This is a genomic window from Clostridium sp. (assembly GCF_018372875.1).
Taxonomy (GTDB): Bacteria; Bacillota; Clostridia; order Clostridiales; family Clostridiaceae; genus Clostridium.
In genome coordinates this window covers 18669-42610 of sequence record NZ_JAHAIF010000022.1, presented here as the reverse complement: position 1 = coordinate 42610, position 23942 = coordinate 18669, and the positions used below count along the sequence as shown (strand labels likewise).

Genomic DNA, 23942 nt, shown 5'->3' with positions numbered 1-23942 from the left:
TTTTAAAAAGCCTTTTATCTAAGGCTTATTAAAGTGCGCTTATTTTTAAGTAATATGTGTTTAAGTACAAATAATATCTAAAGGTTATTCGTAAAATAGAAAAAAAGGAGCTGTCGCTAACGGATTTTATTCCGCTAATGCGACAGCTCCTTTTTTATATATATTTATACAAAGTAATAATAATAGCAGTATTAATATTATTATTTGATAATATCTCATATATATTGTATCTAATAAAATTAATTTATCATTCCCGATATTATTCCAATCTTCTACTTTAAACATTATTGTATCAGATGAAGAAATTTCAAACTCCCCATATATTTCAAAAATATAATTGTTTGGAATACCTTTTTTGTATCTTGTAAGTATTTTAAACGGATTCTTTCCATATAATTGATTAAATGATATATATTTAGGAACTTCTTTTATTGAGTTCTTATTACAAAATTCTGTTAACGTGTCTTTTCCATCTATTATTATCAACTCTGATGGATCTTCTGCATCAACAACAATCTTATCATATTCATTTTTATTAATATTGAAATTTGAAGAATTAATAGAAATAAACGGAATTAATAATAATATTATAGCTACTATAATTTTCATTATGACTCTTATATATTTCTTTTTCATTTCTTATCTCCTTAATAGGGTAATTTTTATTTATACATACTAATTATACCTGAAAAAAAACTGAGCTAATAGTTAGTTTAGTTTTTTCCAATCTTCTTTTTAATTGATCTATTTATTTTAATTAATATAATTTTCTATTTGTTTTTTTGATATATATTCGTAATGCTTTTATTAATAAAACAGAAATATATATTCCGACTCCTAATAATATAAAATTAATTAAAGTCCATATTGTTATAAAACTCATAATTCCCCTCCCATTTTATCTTTAAAAAACGTTCAATTACTAAATTATTTAATCCTTGAGTATAAAAAATTATATCATATCTTCAGATTCTTCTTGTCATTTCGTTAAATGGAATTTTAGTGAATAACAAAAGGCAAAGATCTATGGACTTGGATTTTGTCGCAATACTTTAAAATAACACTTTATGTTTAATAATTAGGTTGTGAAAAATAATAACTCCATCATACTATTAATCCCATAATATGGTATAATTGTAATATAAAAAGGAGGTTTTAAACAATGAAAGTTAATTTTAAAGGGTTAAAAAACTCAACTGTAAAAGACGAAAACGGTAAAGAAATTCTTAGCTTTGAAAAATCAAAAGCATTACCAACAAGAGAGTGTTATTCTATCATTAATGTACAACAGGAAAAGATAGGAACTATAGAAAGAATTAGAAGTAACTTTGGATTGGTTAATTCACCTAAAATTGTTATATCATTAAACAACGATAAGATTACTATAAAAAAAGATATAAAAGAACTAAGAGAAGTTTATGAGATCACTGGAAATGATATTTCAATAATTGGGGATTGGAATGGAATAAATTTTAAAATCTCTAAAAACAATCAAGTATTAGCAACAATTGATGTAGAAAATCAAGAATCAGAAAAAAATTATGTAGTAGATGTTGTTGACCAATCAAACCTTGAAGAAGTTTTAAGTATTGTATTTGCATTATGCTGGATTAAATAAAAAAAGGCTATTATTTCGTTAAAACTAATTTTCAACGGTTTTATGCCATTTGTAAGGCATGAAATTTTATAAAATTAAAGAATTGAGTTTAGTATTTCTAAATAAAAATAAGAAAAAGTAATATTTCGCGTACCCCTACGCAAAATATTACTTTTTTTATAAAAATCACCTAACCACCTCAATTACATTAAGGTGTATCACTTTCATAAAATTATATACTTATTGGTATGCAAGATTCCTTTAAAGTAAAAAATTCATATTCAGTAGCCAAGTAGAAATATAAATTTAAAGCTTCATATTTTCTCAAAATATTCTATTTATAGATATTGTAATCAATTAAGTATTTTGATAAAATTTTATAAGTTGTGTCTAATCTTGTATTTTTTACAAAGAAGTACATTTATTACTAACTTAGAATTTATAGAGAGGAATTAAAACACATATGAAGAACAAGAATAAGAAACTAATTATTGGTGGAGCTATATTTTTTATACTTTTGGCATTTTGTACAACCCTTTTTCTATTTAATAGGAAAAAGGATAAGCAGTCTTTAGTAAATAATCTCCCTCAACTAGAAGATGTAAATACAGAAGAAAATACTAATGATAATACATCTACTGAGGAAAAAAATACTGAAAACAAAACCTCTGATGATAAATCAACAGAGAATACAACATCTGAAAATGAAGCAGTAGTTAATAAAACTACTGAAAATAAAGAATCATCTGATAAAAAAGATGACAATAAAACAACTAATAAACCTAGTAATAATAAACCAGCTGGAGGAGGTAGTAGTAATTCAAATCAAGAAACTAGCAAACCACCTACAACACCTTCTAAGCCAACAAATGCTGGTTTAAAAATAGGAGAAGTTCCAGCTTTACTTAAAAGCCTAGGCTATGAATATATGCCTCATTTAATTATGTACGAAATATATGAAATGAGAGAAGATGGACTTCGTTCTACTAAAGCTTCTGCTCAGGTAATAGAAGATGGAGAATACATGCAACTTGTAAATTTAAAATTCATGGTTAATACACCTCAAATGCATAATATAATTAAAACTGTATTAAACAAAGTTGTTCCATCAGGTGCAAGCAAGCTTTATAATATTATAAGTACTAATGAATATATATCTACTCAAATCTACAAATACGATGGAAAAACTGTAAAAATTTACACAAATGGAGAAACGCTAGATATTGATATAGATTATTTAGGAAACAATGTTAATTAAAATTCTAATTTTCTAGAAAATTAGAAAAGCTCAAACTTAGTTTTTAAGTTTGAGCTTTTTATTTAATTATAAAACATCAAAAAAGGTTGTAGTTTAAACTACAAGCTCTACAATCTAATCTAATTCTTCTTCCCCATCATCTTTTATAGGCTATCCAACAATCATATTATCCATATATATCTTTATCTTACCCTAACTATAATTATTGGGAATTATACACTGCTTGTTCTTATTTATAAGAGAACTAATATCATCAAGAAGTTTATTTCCATATCCCTTACTACAAGAGTCTACTATCATTTGTGAAAATGAAAAACTTGTTTATTATTGTAAAACCATCTATTATTAAGATAAAACACATTAAATCTGCACTAAGATAAATGGAGGTTTTTTATGCAAAACATGAAATATTATTATGATTTTTCAGGGCAAAAATTTGGCTATCCCTTAAGTTTAAGTATTAACAGCTTTAGTAGAGAAATATTCTCTCGTCATAACAGCCTAGAAATAACCTACGTTTTAAAAGGAGAATATGAAGTTATTACAGAAAATTTCTCCCAAAGAATTAAAGAACATGAAGTAATAATCATTGCACCAAATGATATTCATATAATTCGCCAACATTCTAAAGAAGAAAATGTAATCTTAACCATACACATTGATTTTTCTTTATTTCCCCAAGCTATGGTAGGAGAAATAGAACATTCCTATGAATCCATTGTTTGCACAAATAAGAAAAACTCCAATTTATTAAAAAAGTTAAAACTTCAAATAGGTAAACTAGTTGGTTTTCTTTTGCGTGGAAACAATAATTTATTCGAGTTAAATACAATGATGATGGAGTTAGTTCACATTACTTCTAATTACATGCAGTATCCTATTGAACGCTTGCCTGTTCAGTCTATTCATAGAGAAAACTATATGAAGGCTATTCAGTACATAGACAAGCATTATAAAGAAGATTTACGTTTAACTGATGTAGCAAATACCCTAATGTTTAGTGTGTCTTATACCTCAAAGCTTTTTAAGAGGTATACAGGTATTTCATTTGTAAAATATGTTGCACTAGTAAGAATACGTGAATCTATAGAATCATTATTAGAAGGAAAAAAATCCATTGAGCAAATTGCTGCAGACTGTGGAATGCCAAATTCTAAAGCTTATACCACAGCCTTCAAAGAACTTTATGGAATTGTTCCTAGCTATTATCGTAAAAAGTTTATTAATAACATGAAGCTTAATGAGGATAAAAAAGAGCAACTTATGTCTCTTGATCATACTCAAAAACAGCTACTTCAACCCCTGTTAGAAAATATTGAAAACACTATTTATGAGGATGCTGGTGTAAAAATCAAAGTTGAAGAAAAACATATTATTTGTTCCATTCAATGTGATAAATATGTAAATAGTACTATATCTCATTGTAATGATGAAATTGTTATAGATATTGCTAGTGTTTAAAAGTAAGGATTTTTAATCCACCTTGTAGCTTTCTATTACAGGTCATTTTTTGCCTTAATCAAAAAATATAATGACATATTTTAACCTTTAACATCAACCTAAGACAAGGATACTGGTTAAGCAATATGGTACCATCAAAGAAAAGGAGATGATACTATGCAAAAATATAGTCATTTATTTTCACCTATTAAAATTGGTGAAACAACAGTTAAAAACCGTATTTTTATGCCACCAATATCTACAAATCTAGCAGATAAAGGTTATGTAACAGATACTTTAGTTGAGCATTACGCTGCAAGAGCAAAAGGTGGTGTTGGTCTTATTGTAACTGAAGTAACTACTGTTGAACCTGTTTATACATATCTACCTGGAGATATGTCCATATGTGATGATTCTTATATTCCAGGTTGGAAGAAGCTTACTGATGCTGTACATAAATATGGTGCAAAAATTCTTCCTCAATTATTCCACCCTGCTTATGTGGCCTTCCCTATTCCAGGAACTCCACGTTTAATTGCACCATCAAATGTTGGACCTGCATATGCAAAGGAAGCACCAAGACCAGTAACTATACCAGAGTTAAAGGTTATCATAAAACAATTTGGTGAAGCAGCCTTAAGAATAAAAAAAGCTGGTGGAGATGGTGTTGAAATTCATGCTGCTCATGCCCATGGTTTACTAGGAGGTTTCTTATCTCCACTATATAATAAAAGAACTGATGAGTATGGCGGTGATATCAATGGCCGTTTAAAATTAACCCTTGAAGTTATTGAGGAAGTTCGTAAAACTTGTGGAAAAGACTTCATTATTGATGTTAGAATTTCTGGTGATGAATATTGCGATGGAGGCTTAAATCTTAATGACGGAATATATATTGCTAAACAGTTAGAAAAAGCTGGAGCTGATATGATTCATGTATCTGGAGGTACTACTATAATGCGTGGTAGTTCAATACCAGCACCTGGTACAAAGCAAGGTTCTCACGCTAACTTAGCAGAAGAAATCAAGAAACATACATCAATTCCAATAGCTACTGTTGGAAGAATAACTGAGCCTTGGATTGCTGATGAATTAATTGCAAATGGTAAGGCAGATATATGCATGATTGGAAGAGCTAATTTATGCGATCCTGAATTTGCTAATAAGGCTGAGAAAGGTATGGACAAGGATATACGTCCATGTATAGGTTGTCTTCGTTGCTTAAATGGTATTATGTTTGGAAAGCGTGTAGCTTGTACAATCAACCCTTCTCTTGAAATTGAAAATGAAGATACTATTAAGCCATCAAACACAAAGAAAAAAATACTTGTTATTGGTGGTGGACCTGCTGGTATGGAAGCAGCTTATGTTGCAAAGAAAAGAGGTCATGATGTAGTTCTTTGTGATAAAAATGAAGAACTTGGTGGACTTATGAAGATAGCTTCTGTGCCAATTGCTAAACAAGATCTTGCAAAGGTTACACAATATATGGCTAAAAAACTTGAAGAAGCTGGAGTTGAAATTCGTTTAAATTGTAAAGTTGATAAAGATATGTTACAAAATGAATTTGCTGATTATGAAGTAGTTATGAGCAATGGTGCTGCCCCTGTTGTTATACAACCATTTACAAAGTTTAAACACTGGGCAACTGCTGATGATATTCTAGATGGAAAAGCCTTCCCTGGTCGTAGAATTGTTGTTATTGGTGGTGGTTCTGTAGGTTGTGAAACTGCAGATTACCTAGCACCTCTAGTTTATGACCGTCTACCTAGAGATAGAAAGGTTACTGTAATTGAAATGGCTCCAGAAATAATGGCAACAGAATCAGGCCCAGGTAGAAGTTTACTTGTACAACGTATGATGAAAAAGGGAATTGAACTAATTTGTAACGCTAAGGTTGAAAAGGTAGAAGAAGATAAAATTTACTACAGCATAAATGGTGAAACTCACTGCATTTCTGATGCTGATACACTTATTTTTGCAGTAGGTTATCGTGCAGACAAAACATTAGCTGACACCTTAAATGAACTTAAAATTACTTATCACACTATTGGGGATGCAAATACTGTTGGAACAATACAAGACGCTATCCACGCAGGATATACAATTGCTAAAGAATTGTAATATAAAGAGCATATGACTTTTTCACTAAAGTCATATGCTCTTTCTCTACTAATAAGTTCTCTTCCAAATAGATTTACTAAACATAATAAGCATTGGATAAATTTCTAATCTACCAGCAAGCATACAGAATGATAATACAAGTTTACTTAATGCTGAAAATGCTGAAAAGTTTCCTGTAGGTCCAACCATCTCAAAGCCTGGCCCTACATTACTTATTGAAGTTAATACAGCCGTTGATGTTGTAATTAAATCAAAGCCATCAAAAGAAACAATTATCATTCCAATAAGTGCTATTACAGCATAAGCTCCTAAAAATAAAAACACTCCTGATATTATTTCTTCCTCTACAACTTTACCATCCATTTTCACACTTTTCACTATCTTTGGATGAAGTATTTTATCTATTGCACGTCTTATGCTTTTAAGCATTATTACTATTCTAGTAGTTTTTACTCCACCACCTGTAGATCCAGCCATAGCTCCTGATATCATAAGAATCAATATAATTATCTTACTTAAAGTAGGCCATAAATTAAAATCTACTGTAGCATAACCTGTAGTTGTAACTATAGAAGCTACTTGGAAGGATGATTGTCTAATTGACTCTCCTATTCTACCACCATTAAATCCTAATATATTAATAGTAATAAATACTATTGCACACCCAATCATTAATAAATAATACCTTAATTCTTCACTTTTAAAGAAACTTTTAATACTTCCCCTTAAAGCGTGGAAATATAAAGCAAAATTCACTCCAAATAGTATCATAAATATTGTAATTATCCACTCAACAGCTGGATTGTTAAAGGCTGCAACACTTGAATTCATATTGGAGAATCCTCCTGTTCCAGCTGTTCCTAGGGCATGAATTATAGCATCATAAAAGGAAAGCCCTGCAACCATTAATAACACTGTTTGTATTATAGTTAATACAAAATATATTATGTACAATATCTTTGCCGTTTCTTTTAACCTTGGAACTATTTTACCTGGGTTAGGTCCTGGACTTTCTGCTCTTAATAAATATATTGTATTAGAACCTAAGGAAGGTGCTATTGCTAAAATAAATATTAAGAATCCCATTCCACCTATCCAGTGGGTAAAACTTCTCCAAAATAATATTCCCCTAGGCAAGGATTCAATTTCAGTAAGTATTGTTGCCCCTGTAGTTGTAAATCCTGATACTGTTTCAAAAAATGAATCTACAAAAGATGGTATTGCACCACTTATAACAAAAGGTAGTGCCCCAATAACTGATATTACAATCCATGATAATCCTACTGTAAAGAAGCCTTCCTTTTCATACATCTCTTTATCCTTAACCTTAACACTACGTAAGAACAAGGCTAAAGGTAACATTAAAATTATAGTGAAAAGAAATGACCTAGCATCCCCATCTCCATAATATAAGGCTACACCAAGTGGAATTATCATAAGCAATAATTCATATAATAGTACATTCCCAATAAATCTTAACATCATTCTATAATTCATTTTGACTACCACCTATAAAATATATCATCAACTTGTAATAACTTCTTATCTTTAGAAACAATAATTACTCTATCATTTACCTTTAGGCAATCATCACCTGTTGGAATTATAATCTTATTATTTCTAACAATTGTTACTACTAATGCATTTTCATTAAACTCCAAATCCTTAAATTTTTCACCTATATTAGTTGTATCATTGCCAACTATAAACTCTACAGCTTCAGCTTTATCATTACAGATTCTATATATATTTTCTATACAACTCTTTTTCTTATTCTTTAAAGATCTTGCATATTTCAATATTTTATAAGCAGTAACTGACTTTGGATTTACCATAGTATTTATTCCTACAGCTTTTCCAATATCCCTATAATTATCTCTTGTAATTTTAGTAATTACATTACTTACAGACCTATTGTAAGCTAAAATAGAAGCTATTATATTATCCTCATCTCTTCCTGTTAAAGTAATGAAACTTTCAACCTCTAAAAGATTTTCAGATAATAAAAGCTCTTCATCCATACCATCTCCATTTATTATTATTGAGTTTGGTAAAAGTTCAGTAAGCTCTTCACAAATAGATAAATTCTTCTCTATTATTTTGCATTTAACTCCTACTTCATTTACTATTTTAGCAAGGTAATATGCAATCTTACCTCCACCAACTATCATAGCTCTCTTAACTTTTTTCTTATATTTTCCAAGCTTATTAAATAGGTTTTGAATGTCATTGTGCTCACCTATTACATAAACCTTATCATCTTTGTTAAAAACATAGTCTCCCTTAGGCATGATAAATTCATCATTTCTTTCCACACCACAGAAAAGTACATTTCCTCTTATAAAGCGAATTTCACTTATCTTCTTTCCTTCAAGCGCTGTATCTTCAGCCTTAAATCCAACTAAATTTACCTTACCATCAGAAAAATTATCTATACTACATACTGATGGATACTTAATAAGTTTAGCTATCTCTATTGCTGCAGCCTTTTCTGGATTTATAACCAAATCTATACCAACAGCTTCTGTTAGAAGAGTTATCTCTTCATCATAGCTTGGGTTTCTTACTCTCGCTACTGTATATTTAGCACCTAATTTTTTTGCTGCAAGTGAACAAAGCATATTTAGTTCATCACTATCTGTAACAGATATTAATAAGTCTGCCTCCCTAACTCCAGCTTCCTCAAGAACCTTTAAGCTAGTTGCATTACCTTTAACACACATTACATCAAGATTATTATTTACATGCTCCAAAGCAGAATCTTTCTTATCTATAATAGTTATATTATCCCCATCAATAGATAGATATTGAGCTAAAGTATAGCCTACTTTACCTGCACCAACTATAATAACGTTCATTTCATATCTCCTTATAATTTAAATACTAATCTTTTGCACAATAAACTCATTATACAACACAAATATTATTTATTCTATCTCTAAAATAATTAAAAAAGGTCAAATGGATATTTATTTTGCTCAAAGAATTAAAAAGGTGTAGCGGATATTTATTTTGCTTGTTCCGTCGCAAGCTCCAAGTCACATCAAAACAAATATCCACCCCCCGCGTACTAAAGGTAAGGAAATTATAAAATTATTATCCTTGATTTTATATTTTTTAATATTAAAATGTAATAATACCTTTAATTTATAGCTAATTTAAAATTTTATATTTTCCTAAAGAATAAAAGAGTTGACTTCTGTACAATACAGAAATCAACTCTTAGCTATTTAATTTAATATTTTAAAACAACTTCATTTGTATCTCTTCTATCTTTGTTCGTGTAGACACTAAAACTTCCTTTTCCTCATCACCTGTTATATGACTTGACTTTAATAGTCTAAGTCCATTCTTTAATTTAGAATTTACTAGATTTAATACATATATATTTTCAAATCTACTGTAAATTGAATCTCCACCTAGTCCAGTTAGGCATATTAACTGAGTATTACTTTTCTTAGCTATATCCATTAATGGTTTTAAAAGATGGGCAGCATTAGTTTGAGCAAAAGGATTATCCATAATTAACACTTTACCTTCTTCTTTTCTAGTAAAAATATCTTTATCTTCTTTTCTCATATAGGATAATAAACTTGATAGAACTATAAAAGCAGAAAGGAAACCTTCTCCCCCTGAGTTCTTTGAAACATCATCCCAGCTTATTTGCTTTTGTCTGTTTTCCTCTATTTTATATAGTTTAATATTAATACTGCTAATTACCACAACTTCATCATAAAGCTTAATTATATTTACTCTATTATCTATTAACTCACTAATATTTTCATTTTTCTCTAATAAGTCTATACATTGATTTCTTAGATTTTCAACAAATCCTTTAACTCTTAATTTATAAACTTCCTCATTTTCTTCCCAATTAGGTTGAATTATATTTAGCATCTTTACTCTTTTACCATTAATATCAATAGAAGAATTATTATCTATTTGACTAATATTTTCATAAACAATTGATATATATTCAATAATATTGTCTATAATATTATTTCTTTCCTTATTGATAAGCTCTATGTCTTCTTTTAATTTTTCTATAATTGTATTATAGGATTGTAGAACTGTATTTAATTGAACAATAAATTTTTCTGGATTATTTACAAAACTTAATAATCCCTCTATTGATTCCTTAAATAGAGAATCATTAGCAAAGGATTCTTCTTTCTTTAATCCTTCTACAATTCTTTCTAGATTCTTATTTGATTTATCAACATTTTCATTATTTATTCTATTATCTCTCTTTAACTTTCCTATATATTCCTTTAACTTCTCAAAATCAAGCCCATTTAAATTTAATTCTAAAGCTTCCTTTATTTCAAAATCGAATTCCTCTAAAGAGCTTGCATGAACACTAAATTCATTTATAGCTTTTTCCTTTTCTTCTTCTTTATATGATAGCTCCTTTTCCTTTAAAGATAGCCTTGCTAACTCTTCTTTAAAATTTTTATTAAAAATAAGATTTTTATCCTTGGGATCAGTAGTGTTTACTAATTTCTCTATAGCTTCTTTCAAATTCTTAATATTTGTTTTTATAGCTACAGCTTCTTTTTCTAATTCACTTATATTCCTTTCAATTTTTCTTAATTCCTTATTATATTTTTCTACATCATTTTCAAGCTCATTAAACTTTGAATAATTATAGATAATATCTATATAATCCTCATCTACTAAATTATAGTTTTCAGCACTACTTGTTAATTGACTATTAATATAGGAATATTTTCTATTAAGCTTTTCTTGTTTTTCTATTAACTCCTCATAAGAATTATATACTTGTGATACTAAAGCATCATATTCAGATTTTAAATCTTCTAAATCCTTATTAATTATATTTCCATCTTTACAAGAAGAATATTTCTTCATTTCATTATTAATTCTATCTAATGAGCTATTACAATTTCTAATCCTATCTTCTTTAAACCTTAATTCACTTAAAACTTCCTCTAATGACTTTTCTTCATTCTTAATTTCTTTTTTAATGATTTTAAGCTTTTCTTCATTTTCTTCTTGGCTCTTCTTATTATTTTTATATTCCTCATACTCTTTACATAATTCATTGTAATCTAATTTTTTGTTTTCAAAGAATATTATTTCATGTTTAAACTTTTCTATAGCATGTGAACTTTTATCAATTTCTTTCTCTATTTCCCCTAATTTATTAGTTAATGATATAATTTCTTTCTTGTTTACTGCTATATTTTCTTTAATTTCTTCTATTTCCCCTATTAATTGGCTATATATACTCTTTGTTAAAGAAGACTCTTTTATAAAGGACTTCTTATCTGTATAAAATTCCTTAGCCTCTTCTTTTTCTGATATTTTACTTTGTAACCTATAAACATCCTCTTCATATTCTTTTATTAATTTTTTTAATTCATCTTCATCTAAAAGCTTATCATTAAAAGAAATGTAGAAATTAACACCACTATACTCTATAATATTGCAATTTCCATCACTTAAACCATCTTCTAGCTTTTCCCTATCAATAATTACAATAGGACTTGATGTAAAAAGCTCAAGCTTCTCATTTTTTAATATTTCTATTTTATTTCTATCCATAATTATGGAATAAGGAATAAAAGGATTTGCTTTTACAATAGCCTCATTTTTCTCTTTTGAATATCCATTATTATTTAACCACTTCATACCGTAAATAATATCAATATCCCTCTTATTCAATTCTCTTTCAAGCTCTTTTGATAGTTCTAATACCTTGCCTGTTTTTAGCATATTTAATTCTTTCATATGCTTATCATAATCTTTGTTTAATTCTTTTATATCACTATTTAGTATTTGAATCTTTCTTTCTAGCTTTTCAATAATAACTTCTTTTTTAAAAAGTATACTTTCATCTTCATCTAAATATCTTAATATGTCTTTCCTTTTTTCAAGTTCAGCATCATAATCCATTAACTTCTTATTTTTATATTCTTTATCTAATTCAAACCTACCTATTTCATTACTTTTGCTTTCCTTTAAAGATTTCTTTTCTTTATATTCTTCCTTTAAATTAATAAATTTCTTCTCTTCTTCAATCTTCTTTTTATTAAGCATATCTATTGAGTCAACAATATTTTTAGATAAAGATAATAACTCCTCATCACTATAATACCCTGTAATATTTCTTAATAATTTTTCACAATATTTTTTGTTAAATTTATCTTCAATTTTACTATAACTATCTATAATAGCTTTTAATGAACCGACCTTATTATTAAGATTATTTTCAAAAACTCTATTATTTTTTAGAGATTCATTTAATTCTATATTTTTATCATTTAATGTTTTTTCTTCTTCTTTAACCCTTGATAATTCATCTTCTAACTTACTTTGTTCTGCTTTTAATAAATTTAAAATAGAAAATCCTAAATCCTTTATTCTAGGCTCATTATCTCCTTGTTCTTCCTTCAAGACCTTCAATTTATTTTCTACTTCTAACAATTCCTTAGAAATATCTTTATATGTACTATAAAGTTCTGCACATCTTAGTATATTTTTTTCTCTATTTAATGCTTTTACTTTGTTATCATATTCATCTCTTTCATTTTTAGATTCAATAATATTCTCATTAATAACATCTAATTCATCTAAAAAATTATATATTTTCATAGAAAGCTCTTCATATTGAATTTCCCTTTTTGCATTAAGTACCTCTTCTTTTAGCTCCTTAATATCTTTTAAAAGTTTTTCTTGTAATACTTTTTCATCAGAGAAATACTTTTTTGAATTAGCTATTTTATTTTCATGTGTTTCCTTAATTGAAATCATTTCTTTAAATTTATTTGCTGCTTCTAGAACTTCTATGGACTTTTCATTAAACAATTCAATTTTACTTTTTCTATCAATATTACTTTTATTTGTTTTATATTGAATAATATATCTTGTTATTATTTCCTTATAATTTTTTATTCTATCTTCATCTTTACTTAATTTCTTTTCTACTGTTGGTAAAAACCAAAGCTTTATTAAGCCTTCCGAATTTTTTGCTTCCTTAAATAATTCAGATAAACCTGATTCCTTTAAATTAATTTTCCTAATAATATTTTCCCACTCTTTATTATCGATACCATATTCCCTTAGCTTATTAAAATATGCTCTTGATGTAGCATAATTATTCATATCATAATAATTAAAACTATAATTATTGTCCTTTTTTAATTCCTCAAAAAGTTTTTTTGAATTAGCAAAGCTTTTAATTTTTCTGCTTCCTTCACTTTCCTCAATTATTGGAAATCTATTTATATCATATTCATTTTTATTTTTATATTCATAAACAAAATTGTATATATCTAATTTATCCTTTGAATTTTCATCTGATGCTGAATCCCTTTTTCTAACCATCATTCCTGTTAATAAATAACCTGCACCATCCTCTAAATTCCATTCAACTAATATATATGTAGGTGTTGTACTACTAAAGTAGCTTTCAAAGGGTCTATCCCCTAAATCTCTATATTTTCTATTAACAAAAGGAGCCATCATCATCTGAACTAAAACAGATTTTCCCCCACCATTTCTTAAATTAAGCATGGTATTTTCGCCATTAAAGTAAAATGTCTCATCATCTATTTTCATAGTATTATTATTATAATTTAAATTTACAACTCTAAAATTATTAACATTACTCATATACATCCTCCCCTAATGCCATAAGAACCCTATTATAATTGTTTTTATTTAATACATGCCAGTCCATAAAATTATCTAATTTATTTGTGGTTTTTATCATATCATCATTTTGTATATAATAAATTAAACCTTGTTTATCTAGGAAATTTAATATAGTATTTACAAAACCTTCTTTAGTTGTCTTAGAAGTACTTTTTTTATCGCTAGATTTTAATGATTCAAACCTTTCTAATATATTGCTGTATGCTATACCATTTTTATCTTGATCCTCTTCATTTGAACGTTCAACACCTTCTCTTAGCTTTTCAGTAATGATATTTAAAAACTCTCCAACCTTAATAAAATCTCTACATTTACTACTAAGTCCTGTAGCTCCATAAAAGGATACTATTAATGTTAAAATAACAAATTGGGATAAATAATAATCCTTATCATTTGCTCCTGATTTACATAATTCTTTTTTTAATTCACCTTTAGAATATCCTAAAAAGTCATTATCTTCCTTAGGAATTAAATATATTACTGCTCCAAATTTTTTAACTTCACATTCTAATTCTTCCCCTGCAATTTTTACAAGCTCTGCAATATTTTCATTTTCAGAGTAAGCCTTATATAGCTCCACTTCATTTTCTTTTAATTCCTTATTTTTTAATAAGTAATATAATATTCTGTTACTTATTTTTATTTCTTCTATTGAATAATCCATTATATATATTCCTTTCCTTAAAAGACTTCAAATACTATATCAGAGCAAATAAAATTTCTATACTCTCCCTCTTCATTCTTCACCTGCTCTAGCTTAACATCTTCTCCAAGCTCTATTTTACTTATTCTAATATTTAAAATTTTTGATAAAAATTTATTTCTATCAATAACATCTAATATACTGTTACTAAGCTGAAACTCTATTTCACAGTTTTCAATAGCAGTTTTTCTCTCTTCCCTTAACTCGTCTATATTTATATCTTTAACTTTTAGCATCTCTATTATAACTTCTCTAAATATCTCAACAGTTGGTATAAGTAGCTCTACTAAAACTTCATTTTCCTTGATCATATTATTAATTTCACTCAAAGTAATTTTTCCGTTTTTTAGTGTAAACTCCAATATTAATTCAATTACTTTATTACACTTTTCTATACGTTGAAGCTTCCTTTTATTTTCTGCCTCAATTACATCCTCTTCATTAAATGATAAAATCTCCTCATCTTCTTCATTATCTTTAGCTCTTACTGGCTTTTGAAATTCAAATGCTTTATTTATATTGTAGTTTTTATCTGGATTTTTAGTAAAAAGTGAGGAAAACATCAAATGAATATTATCTAATTTACCAGAGTCTTCTAATACCTTATTAAAAACCTCTTTCTTAATATCAAATCTTTCAATAAGAGCCATTTTAGATATATTCTCTAACTCTTCACCATAAATTCTTTTTAAATCAAAATGACTTTTTAAAATTCTTTGCTCTTCATCAATAGTTCTTCCAAGATAATCATTTATAATCCTTAGGTTTGCCAAATTTTCATTTTCTTCCTCACTTAAGTCACTAATATGAATATCCTTCTCTTCAAACTCTTGAATCCTCTCTTCAATTGCTACTTTGTGTGCTAAAAACTTCTTTTTGTTTTCATTTAGAATTTCAATATTACCTTCCATCATTTTTCTATATTCATCTACAGAATAAGTTAATGGAGATTCCTTAATTCTTCTTATGTCATCCTCCATTTTTTGAACTCTTCGTCTCATATTAGCAAAAATATTTTTCATATCATCTAATGCCTTGTCATAGGATGCCTTAGCTAAATGAAGCTTAAATATTATTTCTTGAATTGTTAATTTAAGACTTTCTTCTACCTCTAGTGTTGCTAAAATTAATTCATATCCTTCATCTGTTAGCAAGTAAGATACACGTCTAACCCCTTCTACATATTCCATTCTATTTTTTACAAAGCTAATATTTATATCAATAAATTGTGCCTTTCTATAGTCTAAAGCCTTAAAATACATAGCTTTCCCTTCATCACAAAGAATTACATTAACAATAAACTCTCCTAGTTCTTTACATTCTTCATAAGTAATTTTCTTCTTATAATATATAGAGTTTATTTCATCTATAAATTCACCAATATCATCAATTGTACATAACTCTTCTTTTAAAGATTGTTCCATTATATATAATAATACTGAAAAAGTTAAATTATCTTGTTCATATCCTTCAATAAATCCGTATTTATCCCAAGTTCTTTTAGAAATACTATTTCTAAATAATAAAGAATATGCACCTATCTTCTTCATTCTTATATGATGCTGATTTAAAAAATCTAATTTCATTTTTCCTCCATCTGTAAATCAATAATATTTATTATCTCTTGAGGAATATATAAATCTTTCTTTAATATGTCATTAATTTTTTCTCTATATTCTAAAGAAAATTCTTGTAAGAAATAATTATTAATATTCCTATTTTGACCTTCTTTGGTTTTAGGTAAACATTTTATATCATTAATTTTATCAATCATTTTTTTATAACCTTCTACAAAAAGTTTAATATTGTACTTTTCTTTATATTTTTCATAAAAATTTTCATAAATAATAATGCCTTCATAATCAAGATCACCAAAATAGAATATTACATTATCTTTATTTGACAAATATTCTTCAACAGATATCTCATAATCCTTAAAAGCTTTTATTATTCCTTTGCCAGCTCCATAAATTACTGTACTTATTTTTTCTCCAAAGATTGTATTATCTGAATTTATTAAGTATTTTCTAATTGTGTAATATGTATCTTTATTTTCTATGATTAATATATTTTGTGGTATTTTTTTTGATTTTGAATAGTATGCTAGAGGTTCAGATGTATCATAAACATTTAAAGTTTCTAATGTTAAACCAAGATTTTTTAATATTAATTTTCCTTCTTCCCTTTGTAGAAACTTCTCCCTACCCCATATTTGAAATGATCTTTCATTAATTGATAAAGGTATTTTTAATAATTCTTTATTTTCTAGAATAAATAAATTCAATGCTAAAATATACTCTCTATGCTCTTTATACTTATTTATATTTTTTTTATAATAAGCTATATCAAATTTACTTAATATTTTATAATCAAGCTCATTTAAATAAAAGGAATTATCCTCTTCTTCTTCCATTATTCTATATCTTTTATATAGTGCTGGTTTTTTCCCATTCCCTCCACTACTTTTAATTGCTTCTATTTCATTGTTTTCTATAAGTTTTATTACTAAATTGTACAATTCAATATAAGAACTTATTTTATATGCTTTTTCTATTTCTTCTAAGGTAATCTTTTTTTTATTGAATTTATCCTTTAATTTCATAATTCCCCCCAAAAAGACATCAATATCATATTATATATTATTATATATTTTTATCAGACTAGTTGTAAAAGGAAAATTAAAAAGCTGACTTCTGTACAATACAAAAATCAGCCCTAAAAAAATTAACTATATAAACTTTTTTAAACCTACATACATAGGATACATCTCAAGATAGCTATTTATTGATACTATTGAGTTATATACTTTATCTAGTTTCTTGTTTATTGCTTCTTTAGCTTTTTCTTTATCTTTAGACTTTTCAAGTTTTACCATCTTATTTAATACTTCATATATTTCCTTTTGTCTACTTACTTCTCTTCCGTAGGCTTTGTCCACTCTCAACATGTCCTTCACAGTTTTAAGAAGTTCTTTTATATTTGTATCCTCATATACTGAAAGTACCATTGGGTCTGTTACCTCATATTCTAAAAGCTCCTCATCATCTTCAATATAGTCAATATCAGGGTTTATATATAAAGCAGCTTTAAAGTTATCTATATCTCCAGTCATTATGTGAGCATAGGCATTTTTCAAGAAACTATTTGAACATCCATCACTTTCTCTTGGAGTTTCAAAATACTTTTCTTCTACCTCACCCTTAAGATATCTAGAACTTTCTTTAAAGTAATATTTAGACTTTTCATCATCCTTCATTAAATCAAACATAAGAGCAAGCTCAAATAATCTATATCCTAATGTAAGGAAACCAATTTCTTCTTCATCCTCATCATATTCGCTTGTTTTTTTCTCAACAAATTCTCTAAATTGTAATGCTATATTTTCTGAATCCTCTAATATTTCTTTAAGCTTATCATCATTTTTCAACTCATTTTGAATATAGAATAAAGTATTTAACTCTGATAAGTACTGTGAAAAGTCATCTGCCCTCTCTATCTTTTCTCTATTTTTAGAAAGATAAATTTCTGCATTATGCTTTAATACCACTAGGTTGTTTATAAAATCTTTCTTATTTTTTAATTTCTTAGGCTTTTCCATAAGAATTCTAATGTCATCATCCTTTAAGTTTTTAATTAAATCTTTTTCCTCATTAGATAAAGGGGTTACTGCTCTTACCTTATTAAAATCTAAAAGACTTTCATCTGCTTTAACTATTTTATGAGGCTTGTCTATGATGTCACCAAAAACCTCTGGAAAAGTTATTGATAAATCCACTAACATTATAAAATCAAAAACCACATTAAAATAATCACTTTCAATAGCTTTTTGTGCATAATTTAAGGCCAACTTTTTATACTCTTCCTTATTTTCATCCTCTGTTAAGTAAAGATACAATGAATAATACATCTTTAGTAAAAACTCATCATTTTTTTTGTAATAGCGTCCTACTCTTTTAGTTACGTATAAATCACATAATACTGAATATATGAATTCATCCATGCTACAATAATCCCATTTAAAGGTTCTTATTTCATTTTTACTCATAGCTTCTCTATCTCTTGTTACCACAGTATAAATTGGCTTATTGTATTTTCTTAAAACCATAATCTCATGTATTTTTATTGTGGCAATATCATATCTAATTATTCCATAAAAACTAGTAAGTTCTTTACACCACTTCTCATTTTTATTCATATCAGTATCAAATATTCCATTTTGAAACTCGTCGCTACTTAATAGTTCTATATAAGTTTTTTCATCGCCAAAAATATGTGCCACTAATCCATAAATAAAAAAGTCTGAAGCTATGCTCTGATTTTTATGGCCCGAGTTGTTAGCAGTCTTAATTTTCTCTACATCTAAATTTAAGTTTTTCTTAAAATCAAACTCTTCCCTATTTATTGGATTTTTCAATAAAATATCATAGATAAATTTTCTTACTTTTGGTCCTCTAGGCTCTTCACTAAACTGTCTGAACTTCTCTTTAATTTCATCTTCTGATAAATTTGAAAATCTATTCATTTTCTCACCCCTTTTAGTACTTCCACCTATAATGATATAACTTATAATCACTAAACCAGCTTAACTTTCCCTTCTTTATGCTTGGTCTAGAATTATGAACTACAAAAGGCACCCCATCGCTATCTCTCTCATTTGTTACCATGCCAACATGTTGATAAGGCTCAAGAAATAAAATAATATCCCCAGGCTGCCATTGTTTTAAATTATCAACATTCTCTGGTATTACTTCACTTGTTAAGGTCTCACAATATTTATCAAAATACACCATTAAATTAGGTACTCTTCTAAAATCAATATGAGGATCTGCCTTGCCCTCTATTCTCCAATAATCATCTATATTATTTTTAATATCCTTATCTACTAAGTCCTTTAAATTTATATCTATTGAAGAAAAAGCTCTCCATATAACATCAGTACAAACTCCCTCATCCTCTGGTGGATATCCCCCTACATAATAGGCATCCACATATTTTGTATTTGATTCTAGCTGCTTTTCTAAGTTATTTGAAATATCAATTGGATCTGGAACCCCATTATTATTTCTATCAGCTCTTGAATATTCTTCTGGGACCTCTATCTTATTCACAATTGGCTCAATCTTTTCTGCAACCTCTGGCTTAAACTTCTTAAGAACTAAAACAGTTGCTGTAGTCACTACAAACATTGTAATTAAAGTTATTATTATTTTCTTTTCCCTATTCATCATAAATTCACCCAAAACTCCTTCTAGACTTGAACTTTTACTATAACTTTTTAAATTCTATAAAACTCTTTTGCATTCCTTCTTCTCAATCATAATAATTTACTTATTTTTCTTTATATATATAATTTCCCTGTGGTTTGTATAAAAAAAGGTGGAGTGGATATTTATTTTGCTTGTTCCGTCGCATAGTCCATAGATATCTATTTTTCGTGTTCCGTCGCAAGCTCCAAGTCACAGAAAAATAAATATCTATTCCCTTCTTACTTAAGGTTATGAAAATGTAATAATACCTTTGATTTATAGCTAATTGAAATTTTATATTTTCCTAGACAGTAAAAAAAAGACCAATATATTTAACTTAGTCCTTATTAATTATTTATTAGGTAAAAAGATAGAAAATATAGAACCCTCATTATGTGATTTCACTTTAATATATCCACCATGTTTACTTACTATTTCTCTAGTTAAATATAAACCAATTCCTATTCCGTCAGCATCCCCAACATTTTCCCCTCTATAAAACCTACTAAATATTTTAGCCATGTCATCTTCTTTTATTCCAATACCATCATCCTTAATATCAACTCTAACAAACATTTCATAACTTTCAATCTTTACATCTATTTTGCCATTTTCACTACTATACTTAACTGCATTTTCTAAAATATTAAAAATTCCTTCCTTTATCCAATTCTTATCATGATTAATTGTAACTTTATTAACTTCATCTAATGTTATTTCAATATTTTTAGCTTTTGCCTTGCTTTGAATCTCATTTATAGCCATTAATAGGGTGTCATTTAATTGGCTAACAGTATACCTTAAATTTATTACTCCACTTTCCAATCTAGATATTTTTATCATGCTTTCAACCAAAAAGCTTAACCTATTTAAAGAGCTCATAACAATGTCATAAAACTCTTTTCTTTCTTCTTTACTTAATGACTCATCCTGTAAAAACTCACCATACATTTTCAAATTAGTTAATGGAGTTTTTAGTTGATGTGCTATATCTGAAATTAACTTTTGTATTTCATTTCTTTCCTCTTCAATTTCACTGTTTTTATTCTTTAGTATAGTAGTTAATTTTATAGTTTGATATTGAAGCTTAGAAAACAAGGTATCTTCAATGCTTGAGAATACTTCCTTATCCTTCATATCTATAATGGTTTGTAGCATGTCAGAGAGTTCTATAAATATACTTTCCATATGCTTTTTATAAACTATTTTATAAATAAAAAAAGAAGAAATTATAAATACTGAAAATATTAAGGTAGCAAAAAACACCTCTCTACTTTCTGATATCACATATATATAAACATTGAATATAATTGCTGATACTATAATAATTTTACTTAATATATTATTTACTTTATCAAACTTAATACTCATAAAATTATTCTCCTAAGGTATATCCAATACCAAATACGGTCTCTATATATCGTGGATTTTTAGGATCTTCTTCAATCTTCTTTCTAAGCCTTCTTATATTCACACTTAATGTATTTTCATCAACGAAGTTTCCATTGCTATCCCAAAGTTTTTCTAAAAGGATTTCCTTTGTTACAACTTTACCTCTATTTTTGACAAGGATCTCTAATAGCTTATATTCTGTTGCTGTTAAGTTAATTTTATTATCATTTACAGAAACAATCATCTTATCAAAATCTATTATTAACCCTTTATGCTGAAAAGTATTTTTATTATTGCTATTTATTTTAAGAATAGCATTTACCTTATATTTTAATAATTCTACTGAAAATGGCTTGGATATATAATCATCACAACCAACTTCATACCCCTTTACCATATCCTCTTCTGTATCATTTGCAGTAAAAAATACTATAGGAAACTTCACATATTCTCTAATTTCCTTGCATAAATCTAACCCATTTCCATCTGGTAAGTTTATGTCTAAAAGTAAAAAATCTATTTTATTATTTAATATCATTTGCTTTCCTTCAGTTTTATTATAAGCAGATAAAATTTCATAACCTTCCCTTTTTAAAGCAAAAGCTACTCCTTTATTAAGTGCTTTATCATCTTCAATTATTAAAACTTTTGCCATATATTATCTTCCCCCTTTGGCATACACTTACATTTATACCATACATCCTATATTTAACTTAGGTCAATACTTACTTAAAACAAAAATGTGTATGAACAATTATTAAATTAATTCATACACATTTCATCTTTATTTATATAATTATAATATAGCTTGTAATTCTTCTTCTGTGAAAGAAGATAGAGCTTCTTCATCTGCAATAACAGTAAAATCAGGATGTAACTGGAATATGCTACTTGGTACATTAATATTAATTGGACCTAGTAAAACCTTATGCAAAATATCTGCTTTATCTTTACCACTTACAATCATAACCAGCCTTTTACAATTCATCACAGTCTTAGGTCCAAATGTCACATAGTAATCAGTCATATTTTCTTTTCCTTGACATAAGAAGGCAATTCTTTCTTCTAACTTCTTATTAAGTGTATTACTAACAGAATGGCATCCTTCATCAAAAGACTTTAACGTTCCAGATAGATTTCCACAGAAATGTCCATCCGTTCCTAGACCCATAATAAGAAAATCGATTCCACCATCTTTAGAAATTACTGAATCATAGTTTTCATAGTTTTCTTCATTGAAAATGTGTATATTCTCATTAGGAATATCACAAGGACTAAAATATAGCTTTCTAAGTTCTCTTATAGTCACCCCTTCTGCATTCTTCATTGGAATTTCATCAAAATTATAATAATGAGTATTACAAATTGGAATATCCTTTAAAAGTTTTTCCAAATATTCATACATCAATTTAGGTGTAGACCCTGCTGTGATAGCTACATTCTTTCTTTTAAAAACTCCTTCTACTATTTCTGAGCAAACCATCATTGCAGCCATTTTACTCATACTTTCATAATCTTTATTTCTTATAATTTTCATATTAAATTATTCAACTCCTTGCCATTAATAAAATTCTTTATGTTTTCTATAACTAAATTGGTAAATACAGCATGATTCTCTTTACAAGTTCCAGCACAATGTGATGTTATGACAACATTGTCCATATCCCATAATGGATGATTCTCAGGCAATGGTTCAGTTTCAAAAACATCTAGTCCGGCAAAGCTTATATCCCCTTCATTCAGACCTTTTATTAGTGCTTTTTCATCAATGACTGCACCTCTTGAAACATTGATAATTGCACTTCCATATTTCATATGTGAAATGGTCTGCTCGTTGATTTTGTGATAAGTTTGCTTGTTCAATTCGCTTGTTAAAACAACAATATCACACTGATTTAGAAATACTATAAAATCATCATCAAAATATAATTTATCAAAATATTTAATATAATCGATATGTTTTCTTTTATATCCTATAATTCTGCATCCAAATGGATAAAGTCGTTTTGCCGTTTCTCTTGCGATTGAACCAGTTCCAAAAAAACCAACGACCATATTAGCAAGACAAAATCTATCTGTATTACGCTGAAACTCATGATGATACTGTCGTTTCATAGTTTTTACAGTTGAATTTGTATACATGAAAATTTTACATATAATATCCTCAGCAATTGGAATAGAATACAGGCCTCTTGCAGAAGTCAGTTTTATTTTTCGATTACGTATATAATCCATATCAACTGCATCATATCCTGCTCGTGGGATTTGAATCCATTGTAGAGAAGGCATCCTGTCTAGATAAGACTTTTGACAGTTCTCAGGATCTGTTATCAATATCTCACCATCCTCATCACAATTAACAATGTCTATTTCAGAAAAAGCTTCTTTTAATGGTTTTAAAACATAATCTTTTTTGACAACTATCTTCATCTTCTACTTTCACACCCTTTTACATACTTATAGAGTTTTGTTAGCTATAAATTGAATTCTATTCCAAAAAAA

At 27.5% G+C, this 23942-nt stretch carries 17 protein-coding genes; 4 read left to right on the top strand and 13 right to left on the bottom strand.

The genetic code is table 11. The features are described from left to right. Nucleotides 1-126: 126 nt before the first annotated feature. Complete coding sequence (locus tag KIB46_RS09040) at nucleotides 127-636, bottom strand: hypothetical protein (protein WP_291671484.1); 510 nt, start codon at nucleotides 634-636, stop codon at nucleotides 127-129. Between the two features lie 526 nt (nucleotides 637-1162). Between KIB46_RS09040 and KIB46_RS09035 the strand changes: the two genes are divergently transcribed. The 4 genes from KIB46_RS09035 (at nucleotide 1163) to KIB46_RS09020 (ending at nucleotide 6419) form a co-directional block, all read left to right on the top strand. Continuing rightward, nucleotides 1163-1618 carry a hypothetical protein gene (locus KIB46_RS09035; protein WP_291671483.1) on the top strand — a complete coding sequence of 152 codons (456 nt, stop codon included), beginning with the start codon at nucleotides 1163-1165 and terminating at the stop codon, nucleotides 1616-1618. A gap of 442 nt (nucleotides 1619-2060) precedes the next feature. Next, complete coding sequence (locus KIB46_RS09030) at nucleotides 2061-2855, top strand: hypothetical protein (RefSeq protein WP_291671482.1); 795 nt, start codon at nucleotides 2061-2063, stop codon at nucleotides 2853-2855. 393 nt (nucleotides 2856-3248) lie between these two features. Next, a complete protein-coding gene (locus tag KIB46_RS09025) occupies nucleotides 3249-4316 on the top strand; it encodes an AraC family transcriptional regulator (RefSeq protein WP_156561517.1) in 1068 nt (355 codons plus the stop codon). A 156-nt stretch (nucleotides 4317-4472) separates the two neighbouring features. After that, complete coding sequence (locus KIB46_RS09020; protein ID WP_291671481.1) at nucleotides 4473-6419, top strand: FAD-dependent oxidoreductase; 1947 nt, start codon at nucleotides 4473-4475, stop codon at nucleotides 6417-6419. Nucleotides 6420-6467: 48 nt separating this feature from the next. Here KIB46_RS09020 and KIB46_RS09015 read toward each other — a convergent pair whose 3' ends face one another. From KIB46_RS09015 to KIB46_RS08960, 12 genes are all read right to left on the bottom strand, one after another. Then, nucleotides 6468-7916, bottom strand: coding sequence for a TrkH family potassium uptake protein (locus KIB46_RS09015; protein WP_291671480.1), 1449 nt, complete (start codon nucleotides 7914-7916; stop codon nucleotides 6468-6470). 5 nt (nucleotides 7917-7921) lie between these two features. Continuing rightward, nucleotides 7922-9277 carry a Trk system potassium transporter TrkA gene (gene trkA, locus KIB46_RS09010; protein ID WP_291671479.1) on the bottom strand — a complete coding sequence of 452 codons (1356 nt, stop codon included), beginning with the start codon at nucleotides 9275-9277 and terminating at the stop codon, nucleotides 7922-7924. A 385-nt stretch (nucleotides 9278-9662) separates the two neighbouring features. Continuing rightward, complete coding sequence (locus KIB46_RS09005; RefSeq protein WP_291671478.1) at nucleotides 9663-14057, bottom strand: hypothetical protein; 4395 nt, start codon at nucleotides 14055-14057, stop codon at nucleotides 9663-9665. After that, nucleotides 14050-14763, bottom strand: a complete 714-nt coding sequence (locus KIB46_RS09000) for a DUF6063 family protein (protein WP_156561522.1) — start codon at nucleotides 14761-14763, stop codon at nucleotides 14050-14052. The genes KIB46_RS09005 and KIB46_RS09000 overlap by 8 nt, the downstream gene beginning before the upstream one ends. Nucleotides 14764-14780: 17 nt before the next feature. Continuing rightward, the gene (locus KIB46_RS08995; RefSeq protein WP_291671477.1) at nucleotides 14781-16388 is read right to left on the bottom strand and encodes a hypothetical protein; all 1608 of its coding nucleotides are present in this window, start codon (nucleotides 16386-16388) and stop codon (nucleotides 14781-14783) included. Further along, nucleotides 16385-17404, bottom strand: coding sequence for a Wadjet anti-phage system protein JetD domain-containing protein (locus tag KIB46_RS08990; RefSeq protein WP_291671476.1), 1020 nt, complete (start codon nucleotides 17402-17404; stop codon nucleotides 16385-16387). The genes KIB46_RS08995 and KIB46_RS08990 overlap by 4 nt, the downstream gene beginning before the upstream one ends. Before the next feature lie 126 nt (nucleotides 17405-17530). Then, nucleotides 17531-19324: a hypothetical protein gene (locus KIB46_RS08985; protein ID WP_291671475.1), complete on the bottom strand. Its 1794-nt coding sequence runs from the start codon at nucleotides 19322-19324 to the stop codon at nucleotides 17531-17533. Between the two features lie 13 nt (nucleotides 19325-19337). Beyond that, the gene (locus tag KIB46_RS08980; RefSeq protein ID WP_291671474.1) at nucleotides 19338-20027 is read right to left on the bottom strand and encodes a DUF1287 domain-containing protein; all 690 of its coding nucleotides are present in this window, start codon (nucleotides 20025-20027) and stop codon (nucleotides 19338-19340) included. Between the two features lie 372 nt (nucleotides 20028-20399). Next, entirely contained in the window at nucleotides 20400-21419 is a 1020-nt protein-coding gene (locus KIB46_RS08975) for a HAMP domain-containing sensor histidine kinase (protein WP_291671473.1), read from the bottom strand. A gap of 4 nt (nucleotides 21420-21423) precedes the next feature. Further along, a complete protein-coding gene (locus KIB46_RS08970; protein WP_291671472.1) occupies nucleotides 21424-22095 on the bottom strand; it encodes a response regulator transcription factor in 672 nt (223 codons plus the stop codon). Between the two features lie 141 nt (nucleotides 22096-22236). Continuing rightward, nucleotides 22237-22977 (bottom strand): glucosamine-6-phosphate deaminase, encoded by a 741-nt coding sequence (locus KIB46_RS08965; RefSeq protein WP_291671471.1) that lies wholly within the window; start codon nucleotides 22975-22977, stop codon nucleotides 22237-22239. Further along, nucleotides 22974-23870 carry a D-2-hydroxyacid dehydrogenase gene (locus KIB46_RS08960; protein ID WP_291671470.1) on the bottom strand — a complete coding sequence of 299 codons (897 nt, stop codon included), beginning with the start codon at nucleotides 23868-23870 and terminating at the stop codon, nucleotides 22974-22976. Before KIB46_RS08960 ends, KIB46_RS08965 begins: the two co-directional genes overlap by 4 nt. Nucleotides 23871-23942 lie beyond the last annotated feature (72 nt).

Excerpts from the sequence above, each read along its gene's own strand:
- KIB46_RS09015 (WP_291671480.1), bottom strand. The coding sequence starts at position 7,916 with ATGAATTATAGAATGATGTTAAGATTTATTGGGAATGTACTATTATAT.
- KIB46_RS09025 (WP_156561517.1), top strand. The coding sequence starts at position 3,249 with ATGCAAAACATGAAATATTATTATGATTTTTCAGGGCAAAAATTTGGC.
- KIB46_RS08995 (WP_291671477.1), bottom strand. The coding sequence starts at position 16,388 with ATGAAATTAGATTTTTTAAATCAGCATCATATAAGAATGAAGAAGATA.
- KIB46_RS08965 (WP_291671471.1), bottom strand. The coding sequence starts at position 22,977 with ATGAAAATTATAAGAAATAAAGATTATGAAAGTATGAGTAAAATGGCT.
- KIB46_RS09020 (WP_291671481.1), top strand. The coding sequence starts at position 4,473 with ATGCAAAAATATAGTCATTTATTTTCACCTATTAAAATTGGTGAAACA.
- KIB46_RS08960 (WP_291671470.1), bottom strand. The coding sequence starts at position 23,870 with ATGAAGATAGTTGTCAAAAAAGATTATGTTTTAAAACCATTAAAAGAA.
- KIB46_RS08970 (WP_291671472.1), bottom strand. The coding sequence starts at position 22,095 with ATGGCAAAAGTTTTAATAATTGAAGATGATAAAGCACTTAATAAAGGA.
- KIB46_RS08980 (WP_291671474.1), bottom strand. The coding sequence starts at position 20,027 with ATGAATAGGGAAAAGAAAATAATAATAACTTTAATTACAATGTTTGTA.
- KIB46_RS08985 (WP_291671475.1), bottom strand. The coding sequence starts at position 19,324 with ATGAATAGATTTTCAAATTTATCAGAAGATGAAATTAAAGAGAAGTTC.
- KIB46_RS08975 (WP_291671473.1), bottom strand. The coding sequence starts at position 21,419 with ATGAGTATTAAGTTTGATAAAGTAAATAATATATTAAGTAAAATTATT.
- KIB46_RS09040 (WP_291671484.1), bottom strand. The coding sequence starts at position 636 with ATGAAAAAGAAATATATAAGAGTCATAATGAAAATTATAGTAGCTATA.
- KIB46_RS08990 (WP_291671476.1), bottom strand. The coding sequence starts at position 17,404 with ATGAAATTAAAGGATAAATTCAATAAAAAAAAGATTACCTTAGAAGAA.
- trkA (WP_291671479.1), bottom strand. The coding sequence starts at position 9,277 with ATGAACGTTATTATAGTTGGTGCAGGTAAAGTAGGCTATACTTTAGCT.
- KIB46_RS09035 (WP_291671483.1), top strand. The coding sequence starts at position 1,163 with ATGAAAGTTAATTTTAAAGGGTTAAAAAACTCAACTGTAAAAGACGAA.
- KIB46_RS09030 (WP_291671482.1), top strand. The coding sequence starts at position 2,061 with ATGAAGAACAAGAATAAGAAACTAATTATTGGTGGAGCTATATTTTTT.
- KIB46_RS09005 (WP_291671478.1), bottom strand. The coding sequence starts at position 14,057 with ATGAGTAATGTTAATAATTTTAGAGTTGTAAATTTAAATTATAATAAT.
- KIB46_RS09000 (WP_156561522.1), bottom strand. The coding sequence starts at position 14,763 with ATGGATTATTCAATAGAAGAAATAAAAATAAGTAACAGAATATTATAT.